This window comes from Spirillospora sp. NPDC127506, assembly GCF_040302145.1.
Lineage (GTDB): Bacteria > Actinomycetota > Actinomycetes > Streptosporangiales > Streptosporangiaceae > Spirillospora.
Genome location: NZ_JBEORG010000058.1, coordinates 1 through 24,148 on the forward strand (window position 1 = coordinate 1; position 24,148 = coordinate 24,148).

Sequence of the window (24,148 nt, forward strand, 5' to 3'; positions counted from 1 at the left end):
GCGACATGATGGGCATCCCCGACCCCGTCCGCCCGATGGTGTACGAGCGGACGAACATCATCCTGGGGCTCGGCGACCCCGAGTACACCCCGACCACCCCGACCACCCCCACGGGACTGTTTGCGGGCATGTGCCGCCCCAGTCTGGCTGAGCCCAGTTCTTCTTTCATGCGCAGTGTCCGCTCGGCATCGGTGTCGTCTGGCCGATGACTTTTCCGCGTCGTGTTGGTCTGTACCCCGAATAGCGGCTCACGGGAGGCTGGCGCCATGCGGAAATTGATCTTCGGTATGAACGTGTCCTTGGACGGCTACACCGCCGCACCCGGCGACGACCTCGGCTGGAGCGTGCCGAGCGACGAGCTGTTCCAGTGGTGGTCCGACCGGGTGGGGTCGACGGAGCTGTCACTGTACGGGCGCGGGCTGTGGGAGGCGATGAGTTCCCACTGGCCGACCGCCGACCAGCAACCCGGCGCCACGTCGGCGGAGATCGAGTTCGCCCGCCGCTGGCGGGACATGCCGAAGGTGGTGTTCTCCTCCACGATCAGCACGGTCGACTGGAACACCCGTCTCTTCAGCGGCGACGCGGTCGCCGAGATCACTCGGCTTAAGGCCGAGGACGGAGGTCCGATCGACATCGGTGGCGCCACGCTCGCGGCAGCGGCGATGCGGGCCGGGCTGATCGACGAGTATGTCCTGGTCACCGCACCGGTTCTGGTGGGCGGCGGCACGCCGTTCTTCACGGCGCTGGACAACTGGGTCAACCTGACCTTGGTGGAGACGCGGACGTTCCCCGACGGCGTACTCATGACCAGGTACGAGACCAAGCGCTGAGTCACTTCGAGTCCAATCGCGGGAGCCGAGGAGGTTTCGCCCGCCTTCGTCGCGGCCCCTGATGTCCGCTCCAGCAGCAGCGCGGCTGGCTCGTTCATCGCCTTCGCTCGGTCAAGGGGCGAGTTTCGCCCAGACGATCTTGCCGCCCTCGTTGAGCGGGCGGACGCCCCAGTCGTGGACGAGTTCGGCCATGAGGAGCAGGCCGCGACCGCTCTCGGCGGCGTAGTTCTCGGGCTGGATCTCCGGCCTTCCCTCGCCGGCGTCCCACACCTCCACCACCGGGCAGCCGTCGCGCTCGTCCCGGAAGATCCGGACGACGATCTGCCCCTCCCCGTGCCGGTAACTGTTCGTGACCAGCTCGCAGACCACTGTGCGGCCCGCGTAGTCGTCCTTGATTCCCCACTCGGCGAACAGGTCGGCGAGGAATCGGCGGGCCAGGCTGGGGGCCTGATCGTCGGGGTTGAGGACGAGCGTGGGAGGGACCTCTGCGATTGCTGTTGCTGACATGAGTGCGACCTAACGTCTCCGGGTTGGATCGGTCCCCAGTTAGTCACCAAGCGCCTCCGGAGCGCGACAAAGTGCAGCTCACGCTGGACAAGTAGGCCACCGCGAGTTCTCTCAACTTGCTGGCCACTTGACCCTCGGTTGAGGGACGATGACGCTATGACGCCACGTCGCCTCAAGGGCAAGGTGAGCCCCGCCCTCCTCCCGTTCGGCCGCAGGCTCCGCAGGTTCCGCGAGGCGAAGGGCTGGTCTCAGGACAACCTCGCACGCAGGGCTCGCGACGGGGAGGGCGTCACCCCGCAGTACATCGGCGCGATCGAGACGGGCCGCACCCGCTGTACTCGTGAATTCGCTGAAGCCATGGACGAGATCCTTGAGGCGAACGGCGAGCTAGTCGCTCTGTGGGAGGACCTGGTGAAAGACGCGGCCTTCCCTGTGTGGTTCGACTGGGTGAGCATCGAAGAGACGGCCGTGGAGTTGGTCTCCTACAGCCTCGGCCTGGTCCATGGCCTGCTTCAGATCCCCGAGTACGCCAACGTCCTGTTGTACGGCGACCAGGACGCGGTGGAGGCCCGGATGAGGCGGCAAGACATCCTGTCTCGCATGGAACCGGCCCCGCCCGGTTGCTCGTTCCTCATAGACGAAGCCGTGCTTCAGCGTGAGGTTGGCAGCCCGCAGATCATGTACCGCCAACTGAACCATCTTGCCGAAATGTCCAACTCGAACGTGTCCATCCAGGTTGTCCCCATGCGGGGTGATCACCTCGGTAGCATCGGCTCGTTCACGATCGCGACCCTCGAAGACCTGCGGGAGGTCGCTTACATTGAGTGCTTCGCTCGCGGCTTCACCATGGAGGACAGCGAGGACGTGGCAGCGATGCGCAAGGCGCTCCGAGAGGTCCGCTCGTTGGCGCTCCCCATAGGCATGTCGAGAGACCTGATTCGCAGAACGGCGGAAGAACGATGGAAGATCTGAAGATCCGGTGGCGCAAGTCCAGTCACAGCGGAGGCAACGGCGGGGAGTGCGTCGAGCTGGCGTCCGCTCCCGGTGTTGTCGCCGTCCGCGATTCCAAGGACCCGGACGGCCCGAAGCTGCTGGTGGGGCGTGAGGAGTTCGCGGCCCTGGTGGCGTCCCTCAAGCGCTGACCCCCGAACAGCATTGAGCCCCGGCCCTCATGGGACCGGGGCTTTCTCGTGCCCGAGGAGAAGTGCGGTTACTTGGACGGTCATGGGGCGTTGGATGGCCGGTTGCGGTCAGGGCCGGGCGACCGCGTTCAAGGCCCGAGTCAGGACGGTCTGGTCGGTGGCGTTCAGCCCGGACGGCGAGACCGTGGCCAGTGCCCACGGCTTCGACGACAAGGTGCGGCTCTGGAAGGTGCCCTGATCCCGGGGGTCTCCGTTTCGGGGGCGCTGGTCGGGTAGATCGCCTGCGGACGTGCCTCGGGAGGGAGCTGCGGGCGGCATGCTGGCGCTGGTCGGGATCTATGCCGTCGTGGCGATCGGCGTGCCCTGGGCGCTGGGGCGGTACCGGCGTGTCATGGCGTGTACCGCTGCCCTGGTACCGGCGGCCACCGCGGTCTGGGCGGCGACCCGGGTCGGGCGGGGGGAGCTGAGCACCAGGGCCGTGTGGTCGGCGGACCTGGGGCTCGTGTTCGACTTCCGGGTGGACGCGCTGGCCGTGGTGATGCTGCTGCTGGTCGGCGGTGTCGGGGCTGTCGTCCTGTGTTACGCGGGCTGGTATTTCGCGCGCTCCGAGCGGTTGATGATCGGCACGCTCGTCGCGTTCGCGGGGGCGATGACCGGGCTCGTGCTCGCCGACAACCTTCTCGTCCTCTACGTGTTCTGGGAACTGACGACGCTGAGCTCGTTCGTCCTGATCGGGCATCCGAGGCCGGATCGCAAGGCCGACCGGCGCGCCGCCACGCAGGCGCTGCTGACGACCACGGCGTTCGGGCTCGTCATGCTCGCCGGGTTCGTGGTGCTGGGGCAGGCCGCGGGGACGTACCGGATCTCGGAGCTGGTCGCGGACCCGCCCGGCGGCGCCCCGGCACGGACCGGTGTCGTCCTGGTGCTGCTGGGGGCGTTCGCGAAGTCGGCGCAGATGCCGCTGCACGGCTGGCTGCCCGCGGCGATGGTGGCGCCGACGCCGGTGAGCGCCTACCTGCACGCGGCGGCGATGGTGAAGGCCGGCGTCTACCTGGTGGCGCGGCTCGCGCCGGCGTTCGCCGGGGTCGGTCCCTGGCGGCCCCTGGTGCTCGCGGTGGGGCTGCTGAGCCTGCTCGTGGGCGGGGTCATCGCCCTGCGGCAGGACGATCTCAAGCGGCTGCTGGCGTACGGGACGATCAGCCAGCTCGGCTTCCTGATGGTCCTGCTCGGCAACGGCACGCGGACGGCCGCGCTGGCCGGGACCGCGCTGCTGCTGGCCCACGGCCTGTTCAAGGCCCCGCTCTTCCTCACGGTCGGCGCCGTCGAGCAGGAGACGGGGACGCGCCGGGCCGACCGGCTGGTCGGGGCGGGGAGGCGGCTCCCGGTGCTGGCGATCGCGGCGGCGGCCGCGATCGCGTCCATGATCGGCATTCCGCCGTTCCTCGGGTTCGTGGCGAAGGAGGCCGCGTTCGAGGCGTTCGCCCACGGCGGCCCGGACATCGCCGTCCTCGCGGGGGTCGTCGCCGGTTCGGCGCTCACCGTCGCCTACGGGGCGCGGTTCCTCCACGGCGCCTTCCGCGGCGGGACGGACGAGGAGGCGGGCGACCCCTGGGGCCTCGTCGTACCCGTGGTGATCCTCTCCGCCGCCGGGTTCGGCGCGGGGCTCGTCCCCGGCGCGCTGCAAGAGCTGACCGGCCCCTACGCCGGGACGCTGCGGGCGGACGGACCCGGCTACGAGCTCGCACTGTGGCACGGGCTCGGCCTGCCGATCTGGATGACGGCGGTCGCCCTCGCGGCGGGCGCCGGGCTGTACGCCGCGTTCGGCCGGACGTTCCCGGGCCGGTCCGCGCGCCCGTGGCTCCCGGACGCGCAGCGCGGCTACGACGCCGTGGTCGGGGGGACGATGGACGGCGCGCACGCGGTGACGCGGCGGCTGCAGATCGGCTCGCTGCCGGTGTACCTCGGCGTGATCGCCCTGACCGTGCTGGCCGTGCCGGGAACGGCGCTGGTCGCCGGGCTCCTGCGCGGCACCGGGCCCGGCCCGCCCGCGGGCGGCCCGCGGGCGTGGGACGACCCGGCGCAACTCGTGCTCGCCGCGGTCGTGATCGTCTGCGCGCTGGCCGCGGTGCGGGCGCGCGGCCGGCTGTCGGCGGTGGTGCTGCTGTCCGGCGCGGGCTACGGGATGACCGGCCTGTTCGCCACGTACGGCGCGCCCGACCTCGCGCTGACGCTCGTGGTCGTGGAGACGCTCACGCTGTTCATGCTCGTGCTGGTGCTGCGGCGGCTGCCCGAGCGGTTCCCGCCGCGCCTCCGCAAGGCCCCCGCCCGGATCGCCACGGCCGTGATCAGCCTCTGCATGGGCGGGTTCGCCGGGCTCTTCCTGATGGTGGCGGCGCTGAGCCGGAGCACCGAGCCGGTCGGGCCCGGCTACACCCGGCTGGCCGCGGAGGAGGGCACGAAGAACGTCGTCAACCTGATCCTGGTCGACCTGCGGGCGCTCGACACGCTGGGCGAGATCACCGTGCTGGCCGCGACCGCGATGGGCGTCGCGAGCCTGGTGCTGACCGGCCCGGGGACGCGCCGCCGGCCCCGGCCGCGCGGCGGGGACGCCGGGGAGGCGCCGCGGAGCCGCTGGCTCGCCGCGCCCGGCCGCCCGCCGCTGGGCGGCTCGTCGGTCCTGCTGGAGGCGGTGGCGCGGCTGCTGACCCCGACGATCCTCGTGTTCTCGGTCTACCTGTTCTTCGCCGGGCACGGGCGTCCGGGCGGCGGGTTCGTCGGCGGCCTGGTGGCGGGCATGGCGTACGTCCTGCGCTACCTGCCGGGCGGGCGGCGCGAGCTCGCCACGGCCCTGCCGGTCCGCCCCGGCGTCCTGCTCGGCGGCGGGCTGGGGCTCGCGGTCGCCACCGGCGCGGCCGGGTGGGCGCTGCCCGGCGGGGAGTTCCTGACCTCCGACAAGCTCGCCGGGACGGTGCCGGTGCTCGGGCACGTCGAGATCCCCACGAACCTGTTCTTCGACGCGGGCGTCTACCTCCTGGTGCTCGGGCTGGTGCTGATGATCCTCACCACGCTCGGCGCGAGCCTGGAGGAGCCGGACGAGCCGGAGGGCGCGGACGTCCCCGGGGAGGAGGCGGCATGACCGGGCCCGGCCTCGTCCTCGTCGTGCTGGTCGCGGTGCTGTTCGCCGCCGGGTTCGACCTGCTGATGCAGCGGTCCCTCGTCCAGGTGGTGATCGGCTTCTCGCTGCTGGGGCACGGCGCCAACCTGGTCCTGCTGCTCGCGGGCGGCGCCGCCGGCACGCCGCCGCTGCTCGGCGCGAAGGGGCCGGGCCGGACGGTCGACCCGTTCCCGCAGGCGATGGTGCTCACCGCCATCGTGATCACGTTCGGCGTCACGGCGTTCCTGCTGGCCATGGCGTACCGGAGCCGGCGGCTGCGCGGCGGGGACGAGGTCCAGGACGACGTCGAGGACCGCCGGATCTGCGCGGAGCGGAACCGCCGCCCGCGGCCGCCGGACGCCACGCCGCTGGAAGAGGACCCGGGGCGGGAGGACGGCGCATGAACGTCCTCGTCCCGCTGCCGTTCGCGCTGCCGCTGCTCGGCGCGGCGCTGGCGCTGATCGCGCGCCGCCACGCGGTCTGGCTGCGGGTTCTCGGCCCGCTGGCCGCCCTGGGGGGCGTCGCGGCGAGCGCGGCGCTGGTGGCGGCCGTGGCGCGGGACGGCGCGCTCGCCGTCCAGATGGGCGGCTGGGCGGCGCCGTCCGGCATCACGCTCGTCGCCGACCGGCTGTCGTCGCTCCTGCTGATGGTGGCCGGCACGGTGCTGCTGGCGGTCATGCTGCACGCCTTGGGCGAGGGCGCCGGCGGGACCGGCGAGCACGAGGCGGGCGTGTTCTACCCCGTCTACCTGACGCTGACCGCCGGGGTCAGCCTCGTCTTCCTCGCGGGGGACCTGTTCAACCTGTTCGTCGCGTTCGAGATCATGCTCGCGTCCAGCTACGTCCTGATGACGCTGACGCCCACGGGGGAGCGGGTGCGGGCGGGGATGACCTACACCGTCGTCAGCCTCACGTCCTCGATCCTCTTCCTCACCTCGCTCGGCCTGACCTACGCGGCGGCGGGCACGGTCAACCTCGCCGACCTGTCGACGCGGGTCCCGGACCTGCCGGGCGCGACCCGCACCGCGCTCGGCCTGCTGTTCCTCGTGGTGTTCGGCATCAAGGGCGCGATCGTGCCCATGCACATGTGGCTGCCCGACAGCTATCCCGCCGCCCTCACCAAGATCACCGCGGTGTTCGCCGCGCTGCTGACGAAGGCCGCCGTGTACTCGCTCATCCGCGTCGAGACGCTGGTGTTCCCGCGCGAGCACGGCTCCCGGGTCATGCTCGTCCTCGCCGCCGGGACGATCATCGTCGGCACCCTCGGCGCGCTGACCCACGACGACATCCACCGGGTGTTCTCGTTCATCCTCGTCGGGCACATCGGCTACATGCTGTTCGGCCTCGCCCTGTTCGACGTCGCGGGGCTCACCGGCGCGATCCTCTACCTCGTCCACCACATCGTCGTCCAGGCGACGCTGTTCCTGGTCAGCGACCTCATCCAGGGCCGGACGGGGGAGACCTCGCTGTACCGGCTCGGCGGCTTGGCCGGCCTCTCGGCGTTCGTCTCCGTCCTGTTCTTCATCCCCGCGATGAGCGTGAGCGGCGTGCCGCCGACGTCCGGGTTCGTCGCCAAGCTGGCGCTGTTCCAGGCGGGCGTCGGCTCGGGGAGCGTCCTGGCGTACGCCGTCACTGGCGTGGCCGTGGTGGGGAGCGTCCTCACCCTCATGGCGATGAGCCGGATCTGGACGCTCGGGTTCTGGCGGCCCCGTCCGGAGGACGCCGAGGAGCCGGCCGCGTCCGAGTCCTACACGCACGGCGGCGTCCGGCTCATGCAGTCGGTGACCGCGGTGCTGGTCGTCGCCGGGCTCCTCATCGCCGCGTTCGCCGGGCCCCTCGCGTCCTGGAGCCGGCAGGCCGCGGACGACCTCGTCAGCGGGAACGACTACCGGCACGCCGTCCAGGGCGGAGGGGGACCATGAGAACCGGAGTCCGCCGCACGGTGTCCCGGCTGGCCATGGCCGGGTGGCTCTTCGCGGTCTGGCTGCTGCTGTGGGGGCGGGCCGACGCGCTCGTCCTGGCCGGCGGCGCCGTCGCCGTCACCGCCGTCTACGCGCTGACCCGGCTCCCGGCCGTCCCGACGATCATGCGGATACGGCCGCTGCGGCTCGCGGAGGCGGCGGTGGAGTTCGCCTGGGACCTGCTGCTGTCCAGCCTCGTCATCGCCTGGCACGCCCTGTACCGGCCGCGCGGGGTGCGCGGCGCCGTCGTCGAGGTGGACGCCCGGACGCGCTCCGAGATCGTCCTGCTGGCGGTGACGACCAGCATTTCCCTGCGCCCCGGCACGATCCTGGTCGACCTCGACTGGGACCGGCACGTGCTCTACATCCACGCCATGCCGGTCCGCTCGCAGCGGCAGGCGGACTCCGCGCGGGACGGCGTGCTCCGCACCGAGCACCGGCTGATGCGCGCCCTCGTGACGTCCGAGGACGCCGCCGAACAAGACGTGTCCACCAGGGAGGACCGATGACCATCGTCTACTCGACGACCCTGGCGCTGCTGGGCGCCGCGTTCCTGATGACGGCCGCGCGCCTCGTCCGCGGCCCCTCCACGTTCGACCGCGTCATGGCGGGAGACATCCTCGCCGTCCTGCTGGTCAGCGGGATCGCCGTGCACGCCGCCGTGCACAAGGAGTCGGCGAACGCCGCGGTCCTCGTCGTGGTCGCGCTGATGGGCTTCGTGGGGTCGGTCAGCGCCGCGCACCTGGCGGCGGCGCGGGCGGAGCGGAGGGAGCGGGCATGAGCGCCGCCGACGCCGCCACCGCCGTCCTGCTCCTCGCCGGCTCGTCCTTCTGCGCGGCCGGGGCGCTCGGCATGCTCCGGTTCCCAGACCTGCTCACCCGGCTGCACGCCGCGACGAAACCGCAGACGATCGGGCTGCTGCTCGTCCTCGCCGGGGTGGCGCCGCAGGCCGGGTCCGTCTCCTCCGCCGTCCCGTTCCTGCTGGTGGCGGCGTTCCAGCTGATCACCGCCCCGGTCACCGCCCAGACCATCGCCGGCGCCGCCTACCGCGCCGGGCTCATCGACCCCGCCGCCCTCACCCTCGACGAGGGCCACCGCGCGACCTGAGACACCGCCTTCAGCCCACGCCGGGAGGGCGGCCCCGGACGGAGGCCGTCGTTGCGGTGGCGGCGAGCAGGGCCTGGCGGAGCGGGTTCTCGACCGCGGCCGCGATGCTGCCGCGGCGCGGGCGCAGTAAGATCCACCGGTCGGTGGACAGAGGGGTGCGGGGAACGAACATGGCCGGGGAGCCGGTGGCGCGGGCCGAGAACGTCTGGCGGCGCTCGTATCCGCTCTGGGAAGCCTACTTCGGGATGGTGCTGGTCGGCACCATCGCCGCGACCGCGGCCGACGAGGTGCCGCCGGGCCGGCGCGCCGCCGCGATCGCGCTGCTCGTGCTGCTCGGCGTCGCCTACGCCGCGATCGGGCGGAACGCGCTCCGGTCGGAGGGGGTGCCGCGGCCCGGGTGCCGGGTCTACGCGGTCGCGGTGACCGGGCTGTTCGTGCCCGCGACGCTGCTCGCGCCGGTGACGGCGACGGGCCTCGCCGCGCTGGCCCCGCTGGTCTACATGATCTACGGGGCGGGGCGCGGGTTCGCGCTGGTGCTCGTCCTGCTGTCCGGGCCGGTGGGGCTGGGGCTGGCCGAATCGGGGGCGGGCACGGCGACGACCATCGTCATCGTGGCGGCGGGCATCGCGTGCAGCGGGCTGCTCGCGGTGTTCATCGGGCGGATGGGCCGCCAGAACCACGAGCGGATGCGCCTCATCGAGGAGCTGGACCGGACCCGCGGCGAGCTGGCGGAGGTCAGCCGCGAGGCGGGCGTGCTCGCCGAGCGGGAGCGGCTCGCCCGCGACATCCACGACACGATCGCGCAGGGGTTCGCCTCCATCGCGATGCTGCTGCAGGCGGCGCAGGCCGAGGTCGGGCCGAACCCGCACCTGGAGCTGGCGCTGCGGTCGGCGCGCGAGAACATGGCCGAGACGCGGGGCCTGGTCGCGGCGCTGGCGCCGCCCGCGCTGGACGGCAGCTCCCTGGTGGAGGCGCTGCGGCGGATGGCCCGCGACTTCGACCTTCCCGCCGACCTGGCCGTCGAGGGCGAGCCGCGGCCGCTGGACGCCGTGGAGGTCGTCCTGCTGCGGGTGACGCAGGAGGCGCTCGCGAACGTCCGGAAGCACGCGGGGGCGACGCGGGTGCGGGTGCGGCTGGAGTACGGGGACGCGGTGCGGCTGACGGTCGCCGACGACGGGCGCGGCTTCGCGCCCGACCGGGTCGAGCGCGGGTTCGGGCTGCGCGGGATGCGGAGCCGGGTCGAGCAGGCCGGCGGGACGTTCACCGTCACCGGCGACGGCGGGACCGTGGTCGAGGCGGTGATCCCGTGCTCCGCGTGATGATCGTCGACGACCATCCGGTCGTCCGGGAGGGCCTGCGCGGGATGCTCGCCGCCGAGCCGGACATCGAGGTGGCGGGCGAGGCCGCGTCCGGGGACGAGGCCGTCGCGCTGGTCCCCCGCGTCCGCCCCGACGTCATCCTGATGGACCTGAGGATGCCGTCCGGGGACGGGGTGAGCGCGATCGAGCGGCTGCCGGGCCACCGGATCCTCGTGCTGACGACGTTCCAGGACGACGCCGACATCGTCCGCGCGATCGAGGCGGGCGCCATCGGCTACCTGCTCAAGGACGCCTCGCGCGCCGACCTGACCGCGGCCGTCCGGGACGCGGCGGCGGGCCGGTGCGTCCTGTCGCCCGAGGTGTCGGCGCGCCTCGCGGCGGCCGGCGGGACCGACGCGCCGCCCGTCCTGTCGGCGCGGGAGGCGCAGGTGCTCGCGCTCGTGGCGGAGGGCCTCACCAACGCCCAGATCGGCGAGCGCCTCTACATCGGCCAGGCGACGGTGAAGACCCACCTGCTGCGCATCTTCGCCAAGCTGGGCGTCTCCGACCGCACCGCCGCCGTCATGACCGCCCTCCAGCGCGGCCTCATCGCCGCCCCCTGACTCACTCCTCGGTGGCGGGGCCGCCGCCCGCCTCGTACTCGGCGAGGAGGTCCTCCTCGGTGGCGCCGCGGCGCCAGTAGCCGGTGAAGGTGACGGCGCGGCGGTCCATGCCGCGTTCTTTCACCAGGTGGCGGCGCAGTGCCTTGACCATGGCGGACTCTCCGGCGATCCAGGCGTAGGCGCCGTCCGGGATCTTCGCGCCGCGGACGGCGTCCACGAGGCCGCCGGGGGAGACCCAGTCGATCTCCGCGTCGGCGGCGGTGGGCGGCTCGCGGCGGTCCCCGGGGTGCGGGACGTCCACCCAGACCTGGGCGGTCGTCCCGGCGGGCAGCCACGCGAGGTTCCCGGCGATGGCGGGCAGCGCGGTCAGGTCGCCCGCGATCACGACCGGGGCGCCGGGCGGCGGGCGGAAGTCGTAGCCGCCGTTGTCCGGGCCGGTCGGGGCGAGGATCGTGACGCGGTCGCCCGCGCCGGCCGCCGACGCCCACCGCGACGCCGGGCCGGACGTGCCGTTGCCGTGCAGCGCGAAGTCGACGTCCAGCTCGCCGGGACGGTGGTCGCAGACCGTGTAGGAGCGCATGATGCCGCGCTCCGCCGGGTCCAGCGCCCGCCACTCGTCGAACCAGGTGGCGCCGTCGCGGTTCTCCGGCATGACGGGCGCGTCCTGGTGCGGGTGCGGGAGGAACAGCTTGAAGCGCTGGTCGCGCCCGGCGGTCGCGAAGCCGTCCAGCGACGCCCCGCCGAGGGTGATCCGGACCATGGACGGGCCGAGCCGCTCGGAGCGGACGACGTGCACGTCGAAGAAGGCGTAGGGATGGGCCGGAGTGGTCATCGCGCCGCCTTTCAGCCGGTCTTCTTCGCGGACTCGACGGCCGCCGCGAGCGCTTCGAGGAGCGGCGCGCAGCCCTCGTAGGAGAAGCGGGGCTCGGCGTTCCACGGGATGACCTGCCCGGCCTTCACCGCGGGCAGGTCCTTCCAGGTCGGCTTGGAGCCGAGGTCCTTCGGCTGCAGTGCCTGCGTCCGGGAGTCGAGCATGATGAGGTCGGCCTTGTACTTGTCGGCGTTCTCCCAGCTCAGGCTCTCGAAGTAGTCGTCCTTGCCGAGCTTGTCCGGCACGATCAGGTCGACGCCGAGCTCCTTGTAGTAGATGAGGTCGGCGTTCTTGGCCGGGCTGGACGCGTAGAACAGGTCGGGGCTCGCCGACGCGGCGAGGACCTTCAGCCCGGGCTTGGCCTTCGCCGCCGCGCGCACCGCGTCGGCGGCCTTGTCGAACCGGGCCTTGGCGGCGGTGACCTTCGCCGACTCCAGGTCGGCGCCGAGGGCGGCGGCGAGCGCGGCGGTCCGCTCGATCGGCTTCGGCAGCGGGACCGATCCGGCGGCGATGGCGGCGCTCGGCGCCAGCGCGTAGATCTTGTCCTTGCTCTCCGCGGGGACGTAGAACAGCTCGCCCTCGATGAACATGTTGTCGACCAGGAGGTCGGGGCGCAGCGCGGCGTACTTCTCGATGTCGAACTCGCCGTAGGCGTTGCCGATGATCTCCAGCCGGTCGACGGGCAGGTTCCCGGCCTGCGGGTCGGGCCTGCCGTCCTTCAGCTTCGTCGGCCCGAACACGCCGACGATCTGCTCGTCGACGCCGAAGTCGTAGAGGGCGGCGGCGGCGGCGGAGTAGCCGACGATCCGCCGCGGGCGCCGCGCGGCCTCGATCTTCGTGCCGCGGTCGTCGGTGAACGTCCAGGCGCCGCCGGGCGAGGCGGTGCCGCCCGCGCCGCCGTCACCGCCGCAGGCGCTGATCAGCGCGCCGAGGGCGAGGGCGCCGCCGGCGCCGAGGACGGCGCGGCGGGTGAGGGGGCGGGCAGCGGTATACGACATGTGAACTTTCTCCTGAATCAACTGCGGTGGCCGGATAGTGGGCTGGCGAGAACTTAGGTTAACCTAACCTAAGATCTTGTCCAGAGGAGGGCCCGCCAGGTGCTGTCGACCACGCCGCGACCGCTCGCCGAGCGGCCGGCCGCACCCCCCGGCCGCGCACGGCGGGCGACCGGACTCCTCGGCGGGGTCCTGTTCCTGCTCGCCGCCGTCGCGCTCAGCCTCGCCGTCGGCGCCAAGCCGCTGTCGCTCGGGGAGGCGTGGGACGGGCTCGTCGACCCCGGCTCGGCCGCGTACCCGCTCGTCCACGAGATGCGCCTCCCGCGCACGCTGCTCGGCCTGCTCGCCGGGACTGCGCTCGGGTCGGCCGGCGCCGTGATGCAGGCGCTCACCCGCAACCCGCTCGCCGACCCCGGCATCCTCGGCATCAACGCGGGCGCGGCCGCCGCCGTCGTGTCGGCGATCTCGTTCCTCGGCATCACCTCGTTCACCGGCTTCGTGTGGTTCGCGTTCGCCGGCGCCGGCGCGGTCGCCGTGCTGCTCTACGCGGTCGGCGGCGGCCGCGGCGCCACCCCGGCGCGGCTCGCGCTCGCGGGGGCCGCGCTGAACGCCGGGCTGTTCTCCTACGTGAACGCGGTGCAGCTCCTCGACACCGCGTCCCTGGACCGGATGCGCTTCTGGACGGTCGGCTCGCTCGCCGCCGCGCAGGACTACACCGTCGTCCGCGTCGCCCCGTTCGTCGCCGCCGGCCTGGTGCTCGCGCTGCTGCTCGCCCGCCCGCTGAACGCGATGGCGATGGGCGAGGACGCCGCCCGCGCGCTCGGCGCCGACCCCGGGCGCGCCCGGATCGCCGCGATCGCCGCGGTCACCCTGCTGTGCGGCGCGGCGACGGCGGCGTGCGGGCCGATCATCTTCGTCGGGCTGATGGTGCCGCACCTCGTCCGCGCGCTGACCGGCCCCGACCTGCGCCGGCTCCTGCCGTACTGCGCGGTCCTGTCGCCCGCGCTGATGCTGGCGGCGGACGTCCTCGGGCGCGTCGCCGCACGCCCGTCCGAAGTGCAGGTCGGCATCGTGATGGTGGTGGCCGGAGGGCCGGTGTTCCTGTACTTCGTCCGGCGTCCCCGGAAGGGCCTCGCGTGAGCCGCACCCCGCACTTCGCCGTCGTCCGGACGCCCGCCGGGCTCTCGCTCCGCTTCCGCCCGCGCGCCCTGGTCGTGGCGGCGGCCTGCCTCGCCGCGGCGCTGGGGACGGGCGTCCTGCTCATCGGCAGCGGCGACTTCCCGATGAACCCCGCCGACGTCGCCCGCACCCTGCTCGGGCGGGGCGCGCCCGCCGACTCGCTGATCGTCAACGAGATCCGGCTGCCGCGGGCGGCGGCGGCGCTCGCCGTCGGCGCCGCGCTCGGCCTGGCCGGGGCGGTCTTCCAGTCGCTCACCCGCAACCCGCTCGGCAGCCCCGACGTCCTCGGCTTCACCCAGGGCGCGGCGACCGGCGTCCTCGCGGTGATCGTGTTCGCCGGCGGCGGCACCGCCGCGGTCGCGGCCGGCGCGGCGGGCGGCGGGCTGCTCACCGGCTTCGCCGTGTACGCGGTCGCGGGGCGGGGCGGCGCGCACGGGCAGCGGCTCGTCCTCGTCGGCATCGGCGTCGCCGCGATCCTCACCGGCGTGAACGGCTACCTGCTCACCCGGGCGCAGATCATCGAGGCCGCCCGCGCGGTGCTGTGGCTGACCGGCAGCCTCGACGGCCGCGACTGGGCCGACGCCGCGCCGGTGCTCGCCGCGCTCGCCGTCCTCGGGCCGCTCGTGCTCGCCGGCTGCGGCCGGGCGCTGCGCATGCTGGAGATGGGCGACGACGCCGCGCACGGCCTCGGCGTCCCCGTCGAGCGGGTCCGGCTGATCCTGCTGGCCGCGGCCGTGCTGCTCACCTCGCTCGCCGCGGCGGCGGCCGGTCCGGTGGCGTTCGTCGCGCTGGCCGCGCCGCAGCTCGCCCGCCGCCTCACCCGCACGGCGGGCCCCGACCTGCTGCCCTCGGCGTGCATGGGGGCGGCGCTGCTGACCGCCGCCGACTGGGTCGCGCAGCGCGCGTTCCCCGGCCACCAGCTCCCGGTCGGCGTCGTGACCGGGCTCATCGGCGGCGGATACCTGGTCTGGCTCCTCGTGACCGAACGCAAGACGGGACGGATCTGAATGAAGGACGCGAACGCCCGGCTGACCGGGACGGGGCTCACCCTCGCCTACGACAGGCGCACGATCACCGAGGACCTCGACGTCGCCGTGCCGGACGGGTCGTTCACGGTCATCGTCGGCCCGAACGCGTGCGGCAAGTCGACGCTGCTCCGGGCGCTCGCCCGGATCCTGAAGCCGGCGGCGGGGACGGTCGTGCTCGACGGCAGGCCCATCGCCGGCTGGCCCGCCAAGAGGCTCGCCCGGACGCTCGGGCTGCTGCCGCAGTCGTCCATCGCGCCGGAGGGCATCACGGTCGCCGACCTGGTGTCGCGCGGCCGGTACCCGCATCAGAGCCTGCTGCGCCAGTGGTCGCGGGAGGACGAGCGGGTCGTCGCCGAGTCGATGGCCGCCACCGGCGTCGCGGACCTCGCCGGCCGGCACGTGGACGAGCTGTCGGGCGGGCAGCGCCAGCGCGTGTGGATCGCGATGGCGCTCGCCCAGCAGACCCCGCTGCTCCTGCTCGACGAGCCGACGACCTACCTCGACATCGCCCACCAGATCGAGGTCCTCGACCTGTGCGCGCGGCTGCACCGGGAGGGCCGCACGGTCGTCGCCGTCCTGCACGACCTGAACCACGCAGCCCGCTACGCCACCCACATGATCGCCATGCGGGACGGGCGGATCGCCGCGGCCGGGGACCCGGCCGAGGTCGTCACGGCGGAGCTGGTCGAGGAGGTGTTCCGGCTGCCGTGCCGGGTGATCGAGTGCCCGGAGACCGGGACGCCGCTGGTGATCCCGGCCGCGCGCGGCCGCGTCCCCGCGTTCCGTTGACCGCCAAATTAGTTGTAGGCTTATAACGTTTGTATGCCTACAACGATAGGACCGCAGTGCCCGAACTCAGCCACCGCCGCAGGTTACTGGTCCTCGGCATCTGCTGTATGAGCCTGCTCATCGTCAGCCTCGACAACACGATCCTCAACGTCGCGCTGCCCACGCTGCAGCACGACTTCGGCACCTCGGTGTCCGGGCTGCAGTGGACGATCGACGCCTACCTCATCGTCCTCGCCTCGCTGCTGATCCTCGCCGGCTCGACCGCCGACCGGATCGGGCGCCGGCGGGTGTTCCAGACGGGCCTCGCGCTGTTCGTCGCGGGGTCGGTGCTGTGCAGCCTCGCACCGTCCCTCGGCTGGCTCGTCGCCGCCCGCGTCGTGCAGGCCGTCGGCGGCTCGATGCTCAACCCGGTCGCCATGTCGATCATCACGAACGTGTTCACCGAGCCGCGCGAGCGGGCCCGCGCCATCGGCGTGTGGGGCGCGGTCGTCGGGCTCAGCATGGCGATGGGGCCGCTCGTCGGCGGGCTGCTCGTCGACTCGGTGGGGTGGCGGTCGATCTTCTGGCTGAACGTGCCGATCGGCCTCGCCGCGCTCGCGCTGACCGCGCTGTTCGTCCCCGAGTCGCGCGCCGGGCGGCCGCGCCGCCCCGACCCGCTCGGCCAGGCGCTCATGATCGTGCTGCTCGGCACGCTGACCTACGCCATCATCGAGGCGCCCGGCCGCGGCATCGGCGACCCCGCCGTCTACGGCGCCGCGATGCTCGCCGCGGCCTCCCTCGCCGGGTTCGTCGTGCACGCGCTGCGCGCCCCGCAGCCGCTGATCGACCTGCGCTTCTTCCGCAGCATCCCGTTCTCCGGCGCGACCCTCATCGCCATCAGCGGGTTCGCCGCGCTCGGCGGGTTCCTCTTCCTGAACACGCTCTACCTGCAGAACGTCCGGGGCATGTCGGCGCTGCACGCCGGGCTGTACCTGCTGCCGATGGCCGCGATGACCGCCGCGGTCTCGCCGCTGTCGGGCCGCCTGGTCGGCGGCCGCGGACCCCGGCCGCCGCTGCAGATCGCCGGGGCGGCCATGCTCGCCAGCGGCCTGCTGTTCGCCGTGTTCGGCGCCGAGACCCGCGACGTCACGCTGTTCGCGTCCTACGTGCTGTTCGGCATCGGGTTCGGCATGGTGAACTCGCCTATCACGAACACCGCCGTGTCCGGGATGCCGCGCGCCCAGGCCGGAGTGGCCGCCGCCGTCGCCTCCACCAGCCGGCAGATCGGGCAGGCGCTCGGCGTCGCGGTGATCGGCGCGGTGCTCGCCGCCGGGACGTCCGCGGCGGCGTCCGGCACGCCCGGCGCGGACGCCTTCGTGTCCGCCGCCGGCCCGGCATACTGGATCCTGACCGGATGCGCGGCGGCCGTCCTCCTGCTCGGCACGGTCACCACCGGCCGGCGGGCCGCGCGCAGCACCGCGCGTGTGACCGAGCTGTTCGACGCCGGCGACCCGGCCCCGGAGGGACCCCACGTGACGGGAGCGAGCACCCGATGACCGAGCCCGCCACCGAGCCCGGCACCGAGCCCGCCACCGAGCCCGGCACCGAGCCCGCCATCGAGCCCGGCACCGAGCCCGGCACCGAGACTCCCGCCGGACCGCCGGCCGGCCCGGCGGCCGAGGTCGCCGCGCGCGCCTGGCGCAACCTGGGCATCGTGTTCCACGAGCGCAACGACCGGCGCCGCGAGGTCGCCGAGGCGCTCGGCATGAGCTTCTTCCGGGCCAAGGCGCTGCGCCGCATCGCCGCCGCGGCGGAGCCGCTGACGCTCAGCGACGTCGCCGAGCTGCTGCTCACCGACCGCCCCTACGCCACCGTCGTCGTGGACGACCTCGTCGGCCGCGGCCTGGTCGAGCGGACCCCGAACCCGGCCGACCGGCGCGCCAAGCTCCTCACCGCGACCGAGGCGGGCCGCGCCGCGGCGGCGGAGGCCGAGCGCATCCTCGCCACACCGCCGCCGGAGCTGTACGACGTCCCGGCCGAGGACCTCGCCGCCCTCGACCGGATCGCCCTTCGCCTGCTGGGGGAGTCCCGGTCGCCCGAGGAGACCGCCCCCGGGCAGACCGCCCCCGAGGAGACCTAGGCCCCGGACGGGACCTTGTAGGTCTCGGCGGCCTCGGACTCCTGCGGCCCCCGCTCGACCACCATGCCGCCGAGCGCCTTGGCGTCCGTGCGCAGGATGTAGGTCTTGCGGGTGCCCGGCTCGTCCACCTTCGAGAAGTCCATCGGGGTGCCGTAGCCGCCGTCGTGCGCGGTCGTCGACCGGTGCGCGTTGATCACGCCCTCGCGGGTGAGGTCCTTGGCCTCGCACGCCTTCTTCAGCGCGTCCGCGAAGATCACCGCGCCGGTGTAGCCGTTGACGACCGCGCTGTCGCGCGGCTGCCCCGGGTACTTCTTGCCGTAGTCGTCCGCCAGCTTCTTGATCGCCGGCAGGTCGGACGAGATCGGCGCGCCCGCGCTGGCGAGGTAGAAGTCCTTCAGCAGCGCGGGCGCGGCCGGGGTCTGCAGCAGCTGCGGGGAGAACCCGGAGTTGCTCGCCACGATCGGCACCATGATCCCCTTGGCCCGCGCGACGCCCGCGAGGGACGCCGACTGCTTCGGCCCGGCGCTCATCAGGATCGCCGCGACGCCGGCCTCCTTCAGCGCGGAGACCTGCGCGGTCATGTCGTTGTCGGTCGCCTTGATCTTCTGCTCGACGATCTTCAGGCCGAGCTTCCCGGCCGCGTACTTGGAGCCGGCGAGCGCGCTCTCGCCGTAGTCGCCCTCGAAGTACACGTGCCCGATCTTGTCGCCCTTCCGGATCCCCTTCTCCTTCGTGAGGAAGTCCAGGGCGTTGATCATGTCGATGTCGTAGGTGGTGCCGGTGACCTGGATGTACTTGTTGCCGAGCAGCGTCGTCGCCCACGCGTTCGGGATGACGAACATCTTGTCGGACGTGATCCGCTGCTTGAGCGCCGTCACCATCGGCGACCCGACGAACTGGGCGAGGCCGATGACCTGCGACTGCATCTCGCTGTACCCGGAGACGGCCTTCTGCACGTCGTAGCCGTGGTCGCGCACGACCAGCTCGATCTTGCGGCCGCAGATGCCGCCCTGCGCGTTGACCTGCTCGAAGTACATCTGCTGCGCCTGGGTGAGGCTCTTGCCGAGCGGCGCGTACACGCCGGTCAGGTCGGTCGCGGCGCCGACGCGGATCGTGTCCGCGGTGACGCCGGGGCCGGTCTTGACGCCGTCCTCGCCGGTGCTCCCGGCGCCGCCGGTCGCCTTGCTGCTGCAGCCGGACGCCATGCCCAGCGGCAGCGCCACCGCCAGCGCCGCGACCGCCGTCAGCCGTGCCGTTCGGTTCATACTGGTTGCTCCTCTTTTTCGAGTCGGGTGAGGGGACTGGCGGCCCGGCGCCGGGACGCGGCCGCGCGCAGCCGCGGCCACATACCGGCCAGGCCGCCGGGCAGGAACAGGACGACGGCGACGACGGCGGCGCCGTACAGGATCCGGGCGGCCTCGGCGGGGGAGACCCCGGCGGAGCCCGGCGCGGCGACGAGCGGCAGGTCGTCGCCGAAGCGGGTGAGGAGCTGCGGCAGGACGGACACGAACACCGCGCCCGCGACCGCCCCGGCGACCGAGCCGAGCCCGCCGATGACGATCATGGCCAGGTAGTCCAGGGACAGGAACATCCCGAAGTAGTCCGGGACCGTCCGGCGGAACGCCAGCGCGAGCAGCGCCCCGGCCGCGCCCGCGTACATCGACGACAGCACGAACACCCCGGCGCGGTAGCGCGCCACGGGCACGCCCATCACGGCCGCCGCCGTCTCGTGGTCGCGGATCGTGTTCATCGCCCGGCCGGGGCGGCCGCGCAGGATGCCGCGCGCGATCCACGCCGCCGGGATCAGCAGCAGGACGGCGAGGAACCAGAGCCGCTCCAGCGCGCCGAGCGGCACGTTGAACACCACCAGCTCGGGCGAGTCGTCGAAGCGGAACCCGGCCAGCTCCATCGGCGGGACGTCCCGGCCGTTGAAGCCGCCGGTGACGGTCTCGGCGTTGAACAGCACGTGCTGCCCGATGAAGATCAGCGCGAGCGACGCGATGCCGAGGTAGACGCCGCGCAGCCGCCCGGCGATGGGGCTGAACAGCCCGCCCGCGACGCCGGCCAGCACGATCGCGCCGGCGAACGCCAGCGGCGTCGGCAGCCCGAGGCCCGCGACGTGCGGCCCGTCGTCGGACGCCAGGTACACGTACCCGTAGGCGCCGACCGCGAGGAAGAACGCGTGCCCCATCGACAGCTGCCCGGTCGCGCCGGTCAGCAGGTTCAGGCCGATCGCGCCGATCGCCGCCGACATCGCGAACAGGCCGGTCTGCAGCCAGAACGCGTCCAGGTAGAAGGGCATGGCGAGCAGGACGAGGGTCCCCGCGAGCACCGCCGCGAGGCGGAACGGACGTTCAGACACGCGACAGCTCCCTCGTCCCGAACAGCCCGGCCGGGCGGACCAGGAGCACCAGCAGCATCACCAGGAAGGGCGCGACCTCCCCGATGCCGCGTCCCATGAACGCGAGGTCGCCCTGGTAGCCGGTCACGAGCGACTCGGTGAGCCCGACGATCAGGCCGCCGGCGAGCGCGCCGGTCGTCGAGTCGAGCCCGCCGAGGATCGCGGCCGGGAACGCCTTCATCGCCGCGAAGGAGGTGCTGCGGTCGAGTCCGGGCGTGGGGAACACGGTGAGGAACAGCGCCGCGACCGCCGCGAGCGCCCCGGCGACCGCCCACGCGGCCAGCGACACGCGGGTCAGCCGGACGCCCATCAGCGCCGCCGTCTCCCCGTCCTCGGCCGCCGCGCGCATCGCCACGCCCCACGAGGTGTAGCGGAACGCCGCCAGGAACGCCGCGATGAGCAGGGACGCGACCGCGAACGCCGCGATGCGGGTCTGCGCGATGCCGACGCCGCCCACGTGCACGATCTTGTTCTGCCAGGGGTCGCCCATCGACAGGACCTGCGTGCCGATCTGCCGCGTCAGCGCGGTCGTCAGCACGATGTCGACGCCGATCGTGACGATCGCGAGCACCGCGTGGTGCTCGACGCGGGCGCGGCGCAGCACCAGCAGCTCCACCAGCGCGCCCGCGGCGGCGGCCGCGGCGACGCCCGCGCCGAGCGCCGGCAGGAACCCGATGTCGTCGTGCAGGACCGCCGTCGCGTAGCCGCCGACGAGCAGCAGCGACGCGTGCGCGAAGTTGACCACCTCGGTGGCCTTGAAGATGATCACGAAGCCGAGGGCGATCAGCGCGTACACCGATCCCGCCGAGACCCCGTTGACCACCAGCTCGATGAACGTGCTCAAGGGTTTCCCTCCGATGGTTCCGCCGGCTCGCGGGCGGCGCCGAGGTAGGCGCGGATCACCGCGGGGTCCCGCTGCACCCGCTCCGGCGCGCCGCCCGCGATGCGCCGGCCGAAGTCCAGGACGGTGACCTCGTCGGCGAGGCGCATGACCATCCCCATGTCGTGCTCGACCAGCAGGACCGAGACGCCGAGGTCGGCGCGGACCCGGGCGATCACCTCGGCCATCCGCCGGCGCTCCGCGCCGTTCATCCCGGCGACGGGCTCGTCCAGGAGCAGCAGCCGGGGCTCCATCGCGAGCGCGCGGGCCAGCTCGACCCGCTTCTGCACGCCGTACGCGAGCAGCCCGACGGGCGCGGCCAGATGCTCGCCGACCCCGACGAACCGGGCGATGTCGCGGACCCGCGCCCGGTGCCGGGCGTCCTCGCGGCGCGCCCGCGGCAGCCGCAGCCCAGCCGACACGAACCCGGCCCTGGTCAGCCGGTGCCGCCCGAGCATCAGGTTGTCCTCGACCGACAGGTGCCGGGACAGGGCGATGTTCTGGAAGGTCCGGGCGACGCCGAGGCCGGCGATCCGGTGCGGCGGCAGCGCGGTCAGCTCCGCGCCGCCGAACCGGACGCTGCCCTCGCTCGCCCGGTACACGCCGGACAGCACGTTGAAGCACGTCGACTTGCCCGCGCCGTTCGGCCCGATGACCGCATGGACGCTGCCGGGCGCGACGGTGAACCCGACCCCGTCCAGCGCGGTCAGCCCGGCGAACCGCACCGTGAGCCCGTCGACCACCAGCTCGGCCGGCTCCGCGTCCCGCGCGGGGGCGGCCCCGCGCCTCGCCCCGCTCATCCGGCCCACCGCTCCAGCGAGGGCGGCGCCGGATCGCCGGGCCCGCCGTCCTCGTCCTCGCCGCCGACGCCGAGGTACCGCCGCCGGACCTCGTCGCTCGCGGCCAGCTCCGCCGACGGCCCGTGCAGCGTCACCGCGCCGACCTCCAGCACGTGCGCGGACGACGACAGCTCCAGCGCCAGCGCCGCGTTCTGCTCGATCAGCAGGATCGCCGTGCCCTGCAGGTTGATCTCCCGGACGGTCTGCGCGATCCGCTCGGCCATCAGCGGCGCCAGGCCGAGCGTCGGCTCGTCCAGCAGCAGCACCGACGGGCACGCCATCAGCGCCCGCCCGATCGCGAGCATCTGCTGCTCGCCGCCGGACAGCAGCCCGGCCCGCTGCCGGGCCCGCTCGGCGAGCACCGGGAACAGCTCCAGCACCCGCTCGTGCGCCTTGGCGGCCGCGCCGCGGCCGGGCGCCCCGAGCGCGCCCGCCCGCAGGTTCTCCTCCACGCTGAGCCGGCCGAACACCCGGCGCCCCTCCGGAACCTGCACCACCCCGGCCGCCACGACGGTGGCCGGGTGCAGCCCGACGAGGGACCGGTCGCCGAGCCGGACCGTGCCGGTGTCCACCGAGCCGCGGTGGAACGGCAGCGTTCCCGAGATCGCGCGGAGCAGCGTCGTCTTGCCCGCCCCGTTCGCGCCGAGCACGGCCGTGACCGACCCCGCGGGGACGTCCAGCGAGACGCCGCGCAGGGCCCGCACCGCCCGCCCGTAGCTCACCGACAGATCGCGGACCGCGAGGGTCCCGTTCGCCATTCGCCCCTCCGTAAGTTCGTGTGGCGGGCAGCCCAGCATGGGCCGCCGACCTGCGTCTACGGGGCCGCGGCAAGACGGGGCGCGGGTCCAATCGAACGTCGTTCGGGTTGTGCTCGGAGCACAGTCGGGCCGCTTTTCGACCATCTGGGGGCGCGCGTGCGTATGTCCCGTCATGAGGGAGACTGCACGCAATCTGACGCGGCGGTGGCGGGCCGGAGCCGCCGCCGCCGCGATGCTCGCGCTGACCGGCGCGTGCCAGTTCGAGTTGCGGCCGCCGCCCGGTCAGGCCCGCCCGGCGGCGCAGAACACCGCGGCCGCGGACTCGCCCGCCCCGGAGCAGAGCGCGCCGGGCACGTTCGACGAGGCGGAGTTCCAGGAGGATCTGCGGACCGCGGAGACGGCCACGGACGATTTCTGGCGGCGGCACTGGACGCAGCTGTTCACCGGCGGCTACAGCTCACCGCGCGTTGTGGGGCTGTACAACGGGCGCGATCCGCGTTCGGCGCCGCTGTGCGGCAAGGACCGCCTGACGCCCGACAACGCGGCGTACTGCCCGTCCGGCGACTACGTCGCGTGGGACGCGCACCTCATGCGCTCCGGCTACGCCCGCGGGGACGCATGGGTCTACCTCGTCATCGCGCACGAGTGGGGGCACGCGATCCAGGCCAGGCTCCGCCGCGGGCTGGTGTCGCCGGCCGCCGAGCTGCAGGCCGACTGCCTCGCCGGCGCCGTGCTCTACGGCTCCGCGGACGACGGCACGCTGAAGTTCGAGGAGGGCGACGAGCAGGAGCTCGTGGACGCCTTCCAGATCATCGGCGACAAGGCGCCCTGGACGAAGCCCGGCGACCACGGCACGGCCGTGCAGCGCCTGCGCAGCTTCTCCCGCGGCGGCGAGAACGGCGTGCAAGCCTGCTTCAGCTGAGGTGGCGCTCCACGGACTCGACCTTGGCGTCGAGGGCGCCGGTGACGCCGGGCCGGATGTCGGCCTTGAGCACGAGGCCGACCCGGGGCGCCCGCGCGGCCACGGCGTCGGTCGCGTCCTTCACCACGGCCATGACCTCGTCCCATTCGCCCTCGACGGTGGTGAACATCGCGTCGGTCCGGTTGGGCAGGCCGCTGGCCCGCACGACCCGGACCGCTTCCGCGACGAGTTCGCCGACCTCTTCCCCCGTGCCGAGCGGGGTCACCGAGAACGCGACGAGCATGGCGCACCTCCTAGGGCTGGACGACCTGTCTCACCACGATCTCATCCAGCCGCCGCTCGACGATCACCCCCACCGGCCAGTCGCGCACGAGGCACCGCAGCAGCGCCGCCTCGTGCTCGGCGAACGCGGGGTCGCAGCCCTGCTGCTCAAGGCTCGACCGGATCGCCAGCACGTAGTCGTCCTCGGTGAAGCCGGGTATCTCCCGGACCATGGCGGTGGTCGTGGCGCGGTGCGAGTTGAGCCCGGCGAACGACCGGCCGCAGCCGCAGCCTCCGTCGGGGTCGTCGCGGTCGCGGGCGCACACCATCCCGATGTGGACGAGTTCGCCCTCGACGCACCAGTCGAAGTCGTTGTCGCGCAATCCCTGGCCGGTGTTGGTGGCGGTGAGCAGCTTCAAGGCCAAACCCCCTCGGTCCTCGGACCCGCCAACCGTACGACGCGGGTCTGACATAACGTCGAGAGC

The 24,148-nt window shown here is 73.5% G+C and carries 28 protein-coding genes and 1 pseudogene; 19 read left to right on the plus strand and 10 right to left on the minus strand.

What is annotated here, in order from left to right; translation table 11 throughout:
• Together ABTW95_RS32645 and ABTW95_RS32650 are read left to right on the plus strand one after the other, a co-directional pair.
• Positions 1 to 209, plus strand: a pseudogene (locus tag ABTW95_RS32645) (cytochrome P450); the annotation flags it as partial.
• Positions 210 to 266: 57 nt separating this feature from the next.
• A complete protein-coding gene (locus tag ABTW95_RS32650) occupies positions 267 to 830 on the plus strand; it encodes a dihydrofolate reductase family protein (protein ID WP_396447000.1) in 564 nt (187 codons plus the stop codon).
• 111 nt (positions 831 to 941) lie between these two features.
• Here ABTW95_RS32650 and ABTW95_RS32655 read toward each other — a convergent pair whose 3' ends face one another.
• Complete coding sequence (locus ABTW95_RS32655; RefSeq protein WP_396446999.1) at positions 942 to 1,337, minus strand: ATP-binding protein; 396 nt, start codon at positions 1,335 to 1,337, stop codon at positions 942 to 944.
• Positions 1,338 to 1,493: 156 nt separating this feature from the next.
• On the opposite strand from ABTW95_RS32655, the gene ABTW95_RS32660 reads away from it, so the two are divergent.
• The 11 genes from ABTW95_RS32660 (at position 1,494) to ABTW95_RS32710 (ending at position 10,621) form a co-directional block, all read left to right on the plus strand.
• Positions 1,494 to 2,309 carry a helix-turn-helix domain-containing protein gene (locus tag ABTW95_RS32660; protein ID WP_500228312.1) on the plus strand — a complete coding sequence of 272 codons (816 nt, stop codon included), beginning with the start codon at positions 1,494 to 1,496 and terminating at the stop codon, positions 2,307 to 2,309.
• Positions 2,297 to 2,479: a DUF397 domain-containing protein gene (locus tag ABTW95_RS32665; protein WP_500228313.1), complete on the plus strand. Its 183-nt coding sequence runs from the start codon at positions 2,297 to 2,299 to the stop codon at positions 2,477 to 2,479. Before ABTW95_RS32660 ends, ABTW95_RS32665 begins: the two co-directional genes overlap by 13 nt.
• 94 nt (positions 2,480 to 2,573) lie before the next feature.
• Positions 2,574 to 2,717 carry a hypothetical protein gene (locus tag ABTW95_RS32670; protein WP_396446995.1) on the plus strand — a complete coding sequence of 48 codons (144 nt, stop codon included), beginning with the start codon at positions 2,574 to 2,576 and terminating at the stop codon, positions 2,715 to 2,717.
• 78 nt (positions 2,718 to 2,795) lie between these two features.
• On the plus strand, positions 2,796 to 5,615 hold the full coding sequence (locus tag ABTW95_RS32675; protein WP_500228314.1) for a Na+/H+ antiporter subunit A: 2,820 nt from the start codon (positions 2,796 to 2,798) through the stop codon (positions 5,613 to 5,615).
• Positions 5,612 to 6,037 carry a Na(+)/H(+) antiporter subunit C gene (locus tag ABTW95_RS32680; RefSeq protein WP_396454531.1) on the plus strand — a complete coding sequence of 142 codons (426 nt, stop codon included), beginning with the start codon at positions 5,612 to 5,614 and terminating at the stop codon, positions 6,035 to 6,037. Before ABTW95_RS32675 ends, ABTW95_RS32680 begins: the two co-directional genes overlap by 4 nt.
• The gene (locus ABTW95_RS32685) at positions 6,034 to 7,554 is read left to right on the plus strand and encodes a Na+/H+ antiporter subunit D (protein ID WP_500228315.1); all 1,521 of its coding nucleotides are present in this window, start codon (positions 6,034 to 6,036) and stop codon (positions 7,552 to 7,554) included. The genes ABTW95_RS32680 and ABTW95_RS32685 overlap by 4 nt, the downstream gene beginning before the upstream one ends.
• On the plus strand, positions 7,551 to 8,102 hold the full coding sequence (locus ABTW95_RS32690) for a Na+/H+ antiporter subunit E (protein ID WP_396446991.1): 552 nt from the start codon (positions 7,551 to 7,553) through the stop codon (positions 8,100 to 8,102). The genes ABTW95_RS32685 and ABTW95_RS32690 overlap by 4 nt, the downstream gene beginning before the upstream one ends.
• On the plus strand, positions 8,099 to 8,374 hold the full coding sequence (locus tag ABTW95_RS32695) for an MrpF/PhaF family protein (RefSeq protein ID WP_396446990.1): 276 nt from the start codon (positions 8,099 to 8,101) through the stop codon (positions 8,372 to 8,374). The genes ABTW95_RS32690 and ABTW95_RS32695 overlap by 4 nt, the downstream gene beginning before the upstream one ends.
• On the plus strand, positions 8,371 to 8,700 hold the full coding sequence (mnhG, locus tag ABTW95_RS32700; protein ID WP_396446989.1) for a monovalent cation/H(+) antiporter subunit G: 330 nt from the start codon (positions 8,371 to 8,373) through the stop codon (positions 8,698 to 8,700). The genes ABTW95_RS32695 and mnhG overlap by 4 nt, the downstream gene beginning before the upstream one ends.
• Positions 8,701 to 8,870: 170 nt before the next feature.
• Complete coding sequence (locus tag ABTW95_RS32705) at positions 8,871 to 10,019, plus strand: sensor histidine kinase (protein WP_396446988.1); 1,149 nt, start codon at positions 8,871 to 8,873, stop codon at positions 10,017 to 10,019.
• Positions 10,007 to 10,621, plus strand: coding sequence for a response regulator (locus tag ABTW95_RS32710; RefSeq protein WP_500228316.1), 615 nt, complete (start codon positions 10,007 to 10,009; stop codon positions 10,619 to 10,621). The genes ABTW95_RS32705 and ABTW95_RS32710 overlap by 13 nt, the downstream gene beginning before the upstream one ends.
• 1 nt (position 10,622) lies before the next feature.
• Here the strand turns inward: ABTW95_RS32710 and ABTW95_RS32715 are convergent, their stop codons facing one another.
• Together ABTW95_RS32715 and ABTW95_RS32720 are read right to left on the minus strand one after the other, a co-directional pair.
• On the minus strand, positions 10,623 to 11,453 hold the full coding sequence (locus tag ABTW95_RS32715; protein WP_396446986.1) for a siderophore-interacting protein: 831 nt from the start codon (positions 11,451 to 11,453) through the stop codon (positions 10,623 to 10,625).
• A gap of 11 nt (positions 11,454 to 11,464) precedes the next feature.
• Entirely contained in the window at positions 11,465 to 12,490 is a 1,026-nt protein-coding gene (locus ABTW95_RS32720; protein ID WP_396446985.1) for an ABC transporter substrate-binding protein, read from the minus strand.
• Positions 12,491 to 12,589: 99 nt separating this feature from the next.
• Between ABTW95_RS32720 and ABTW95_RS32725 the strand changes: the two genes are divergently transcribed.
• From ABTW95_RS32725 to ABTW95_RS32745, 5 genes are read left to right on the plus strand one after another with little or no spacing between them, the layout of a single operon-like run.
• Positions 12,590 to 13,627 (plus strand): FecCD family ABC transporter permease, encoded by a 1,038-nt coding sequence (locus ABTW95_RS32725; RefSeq protein WP_396446983.1) that lies wholly within the window; start codon positions 12,590 to 12,592, stop codon positions 13,625 to 13,627.
• Entirely contained in the window at positions 13,624 to 14,673 is a 1,050-nt protein-coding gene (locus tag ABTW95_RS32730; RefSeq protein ID WP_396446982.1) for a FecCD family ABC transporter permease, read from the plus strand. The genes ABTW95_RS32725 and ABTW95_RS32730 overlap by 4 nt, the downstream gene beginning before the upstream one ends.
• Positions 14,674 to 15,483: an ABC transporter ATP-binding protein gene (locus ABTW95_RS32735; protein WP_396446980.1), complete on the plus strand. Its 810-nt coding sequence runs from the start codon at positions 14,674 to 14,676 to the stop codon at positions 15,481 to 15,483.
• A gap of 56 nt (positions 15,484 to 15,539) precedes the next feature.
• Positions 15,540 to 17,018 carry an MFS transporter gene (locus ABTW95_RS32740; protein ID WP_396446979.1) on the plus strand — a complete coding sequence of 493 codons (1,479 nt, stop codon included), beginning with the start codon at positions 15,540 to 15,542 and terminating at the stop codon, positions 17,016 to 17,018.
• Positions 17,015 to 17,602 carry a MarR family winged helix-turn-helix transcriptional regulator gene (locus ABTW95_RS32745; RefSeq protein ID WP_500228317.1) on the plus strand — a complete coding sequence of 196 codons (588 nt, stop codon included), beginning with the start codon at positions 17,015 to 17,017 and terminating at the stop codon, positions 17,600 to 17,602. Before ABTW95_RS32740 ends, ABTW95_RS32745 begins: the two co-directional genes overlap by 4 nt.
• Here the strand turns inward: ABTW95_RS32745 and ABTW95_RS32750 are convergent.
• Genes ABTW95_RS32750 through ABTW95_RS32770 form a run of 5 tightly spaced genes read right to left on the minus strand, consistent with a single transcriptional unit; the run spans position 17,599 to position 22,480 of the window.
• Entirely contained in the window at positions 17,599 to 18,867 is a 1,269-nt protein-coding gene (locus tag ABTW95_RS32750) for an ABC transporter substrate-binding protein (RefSeq protein ID WP_396446976.1), read from the minus strand. The genes ABTW95_RS32745 and ABTW95_RS32750 overlap by 4 nt on opposite strands.
• Positions 18,864 to 19,964, minus strand: coding sequence for a branched-chain amino acid ABC transporter permease (locus ABTW95_RS32755; RefSeq protein ID WP_396446975.1), 1,101 nt, complete (start codon positions 19,962 to 19,964; stop codon positions 18,864 to 18,866). The genes ABTW95_RS32750 and ABTW95_RS32755 overlap by 4 nt, the downstream gene beginning before the upstream one ends.
• Positions 19,957 to 20,847, minus strand: coding sequence for a branched-chain amino acid ABC transporter permease (locus ABTW95_RS32760; protein WP_396446974.1), 891 nt, complete (start codon positions 20,845 to 20,847; stop codon positions 19,957 to 19,959). Before ABTW95_RS32760 ends, ABTW95_RS32755 begins: the two co-directional genes overlap by 8 nt.
• On the minus strand, positions 20,844 to 21,683 hold the full coding sequence (locus tag ABTW95_RS32765; RefSeq protein WP_396446973.1) for an ABC transporter ATP-binding protein: 840 nt from the start codon (positions 21,681 to 21,683) through the stop codon (positions 20,844 to 20,846). The genes ABTW95_RS32760 and ABTW95_RS32765 overlap by 4 nt, the downstream gene beginning before the upstream one ends.
• The gene (locus ABTW95_RS32770) at positions 21,680 to 22,480 is read right to left on the minus strand and encodes an ABC transporter ATP-binding protein (RefSeq protein WP_396446972.1); all 801 of its coding nucleotides are present in this window, start codon (positions 22,478 to 22,480) and stop codon (positions 21,680 to 21,682) included. The genes ABTW95_RS32765 and ABTW95_RS32770 overlap by 4 nt, the downstream gene beginning before the upstream one ends.
• A gap of 172 nt (positions 22,481 to 22,652) precedes the next feature.
• Between ABTW95_RS32770 and ABTW95_RS32775 the strand changes: the two genes are divergently transcribed.
• Positions 22,653 to 23,402, plus strand: coding sequence for a neutral zinc metallopeptidase (locus ABTW95_RS32775; RefSeq protein ID WP_396446971.1), 750 nt, complete (start codon positions 22,653 to 22,655; stop codon positions 23,400 to 23,402).
• On the opposite strand, the gene ABTW95_RS32780 is transcribed toward ABTW95_RS32775, so the two are convergent.
• Together ABTW95_RS32780 and ABTW95_RS32785 are read right to left on the minus strand one after the other, a co-directional pair.
• The gene (locus ABTW95_RS32780) at positions 23,395 to 23,685 is read right to left on the minus strand and encodes an MTH1187 family thiamine-binding protein (RefSeq protein ID WP_396446970.1); all 291 of its coding nucleotides are present in this window, start codon (positions 23,683 to 23,685) and stop codon (positions 23,395 to 23,397) included. The two genes, ABTW95_RS32775 and ABTW95_RS32780, sit on opposite strands and share 8 nt — an antisense overlap.
• Positions 23,686 to 23,695: 10 nt before the next feature.
• A complete protein-coding gene (locus tag ABTW95_RS32785; protein ID WP_396446969.1) occupies positions 23,696 to 24,082 on the minus strand; it encodes a DUF7715 family protein in 387 nt (128 codons plus the stop codon).
• Between the last annotated feature and the right edge of the window lie 66 nt (positions 24,083 to 24,148).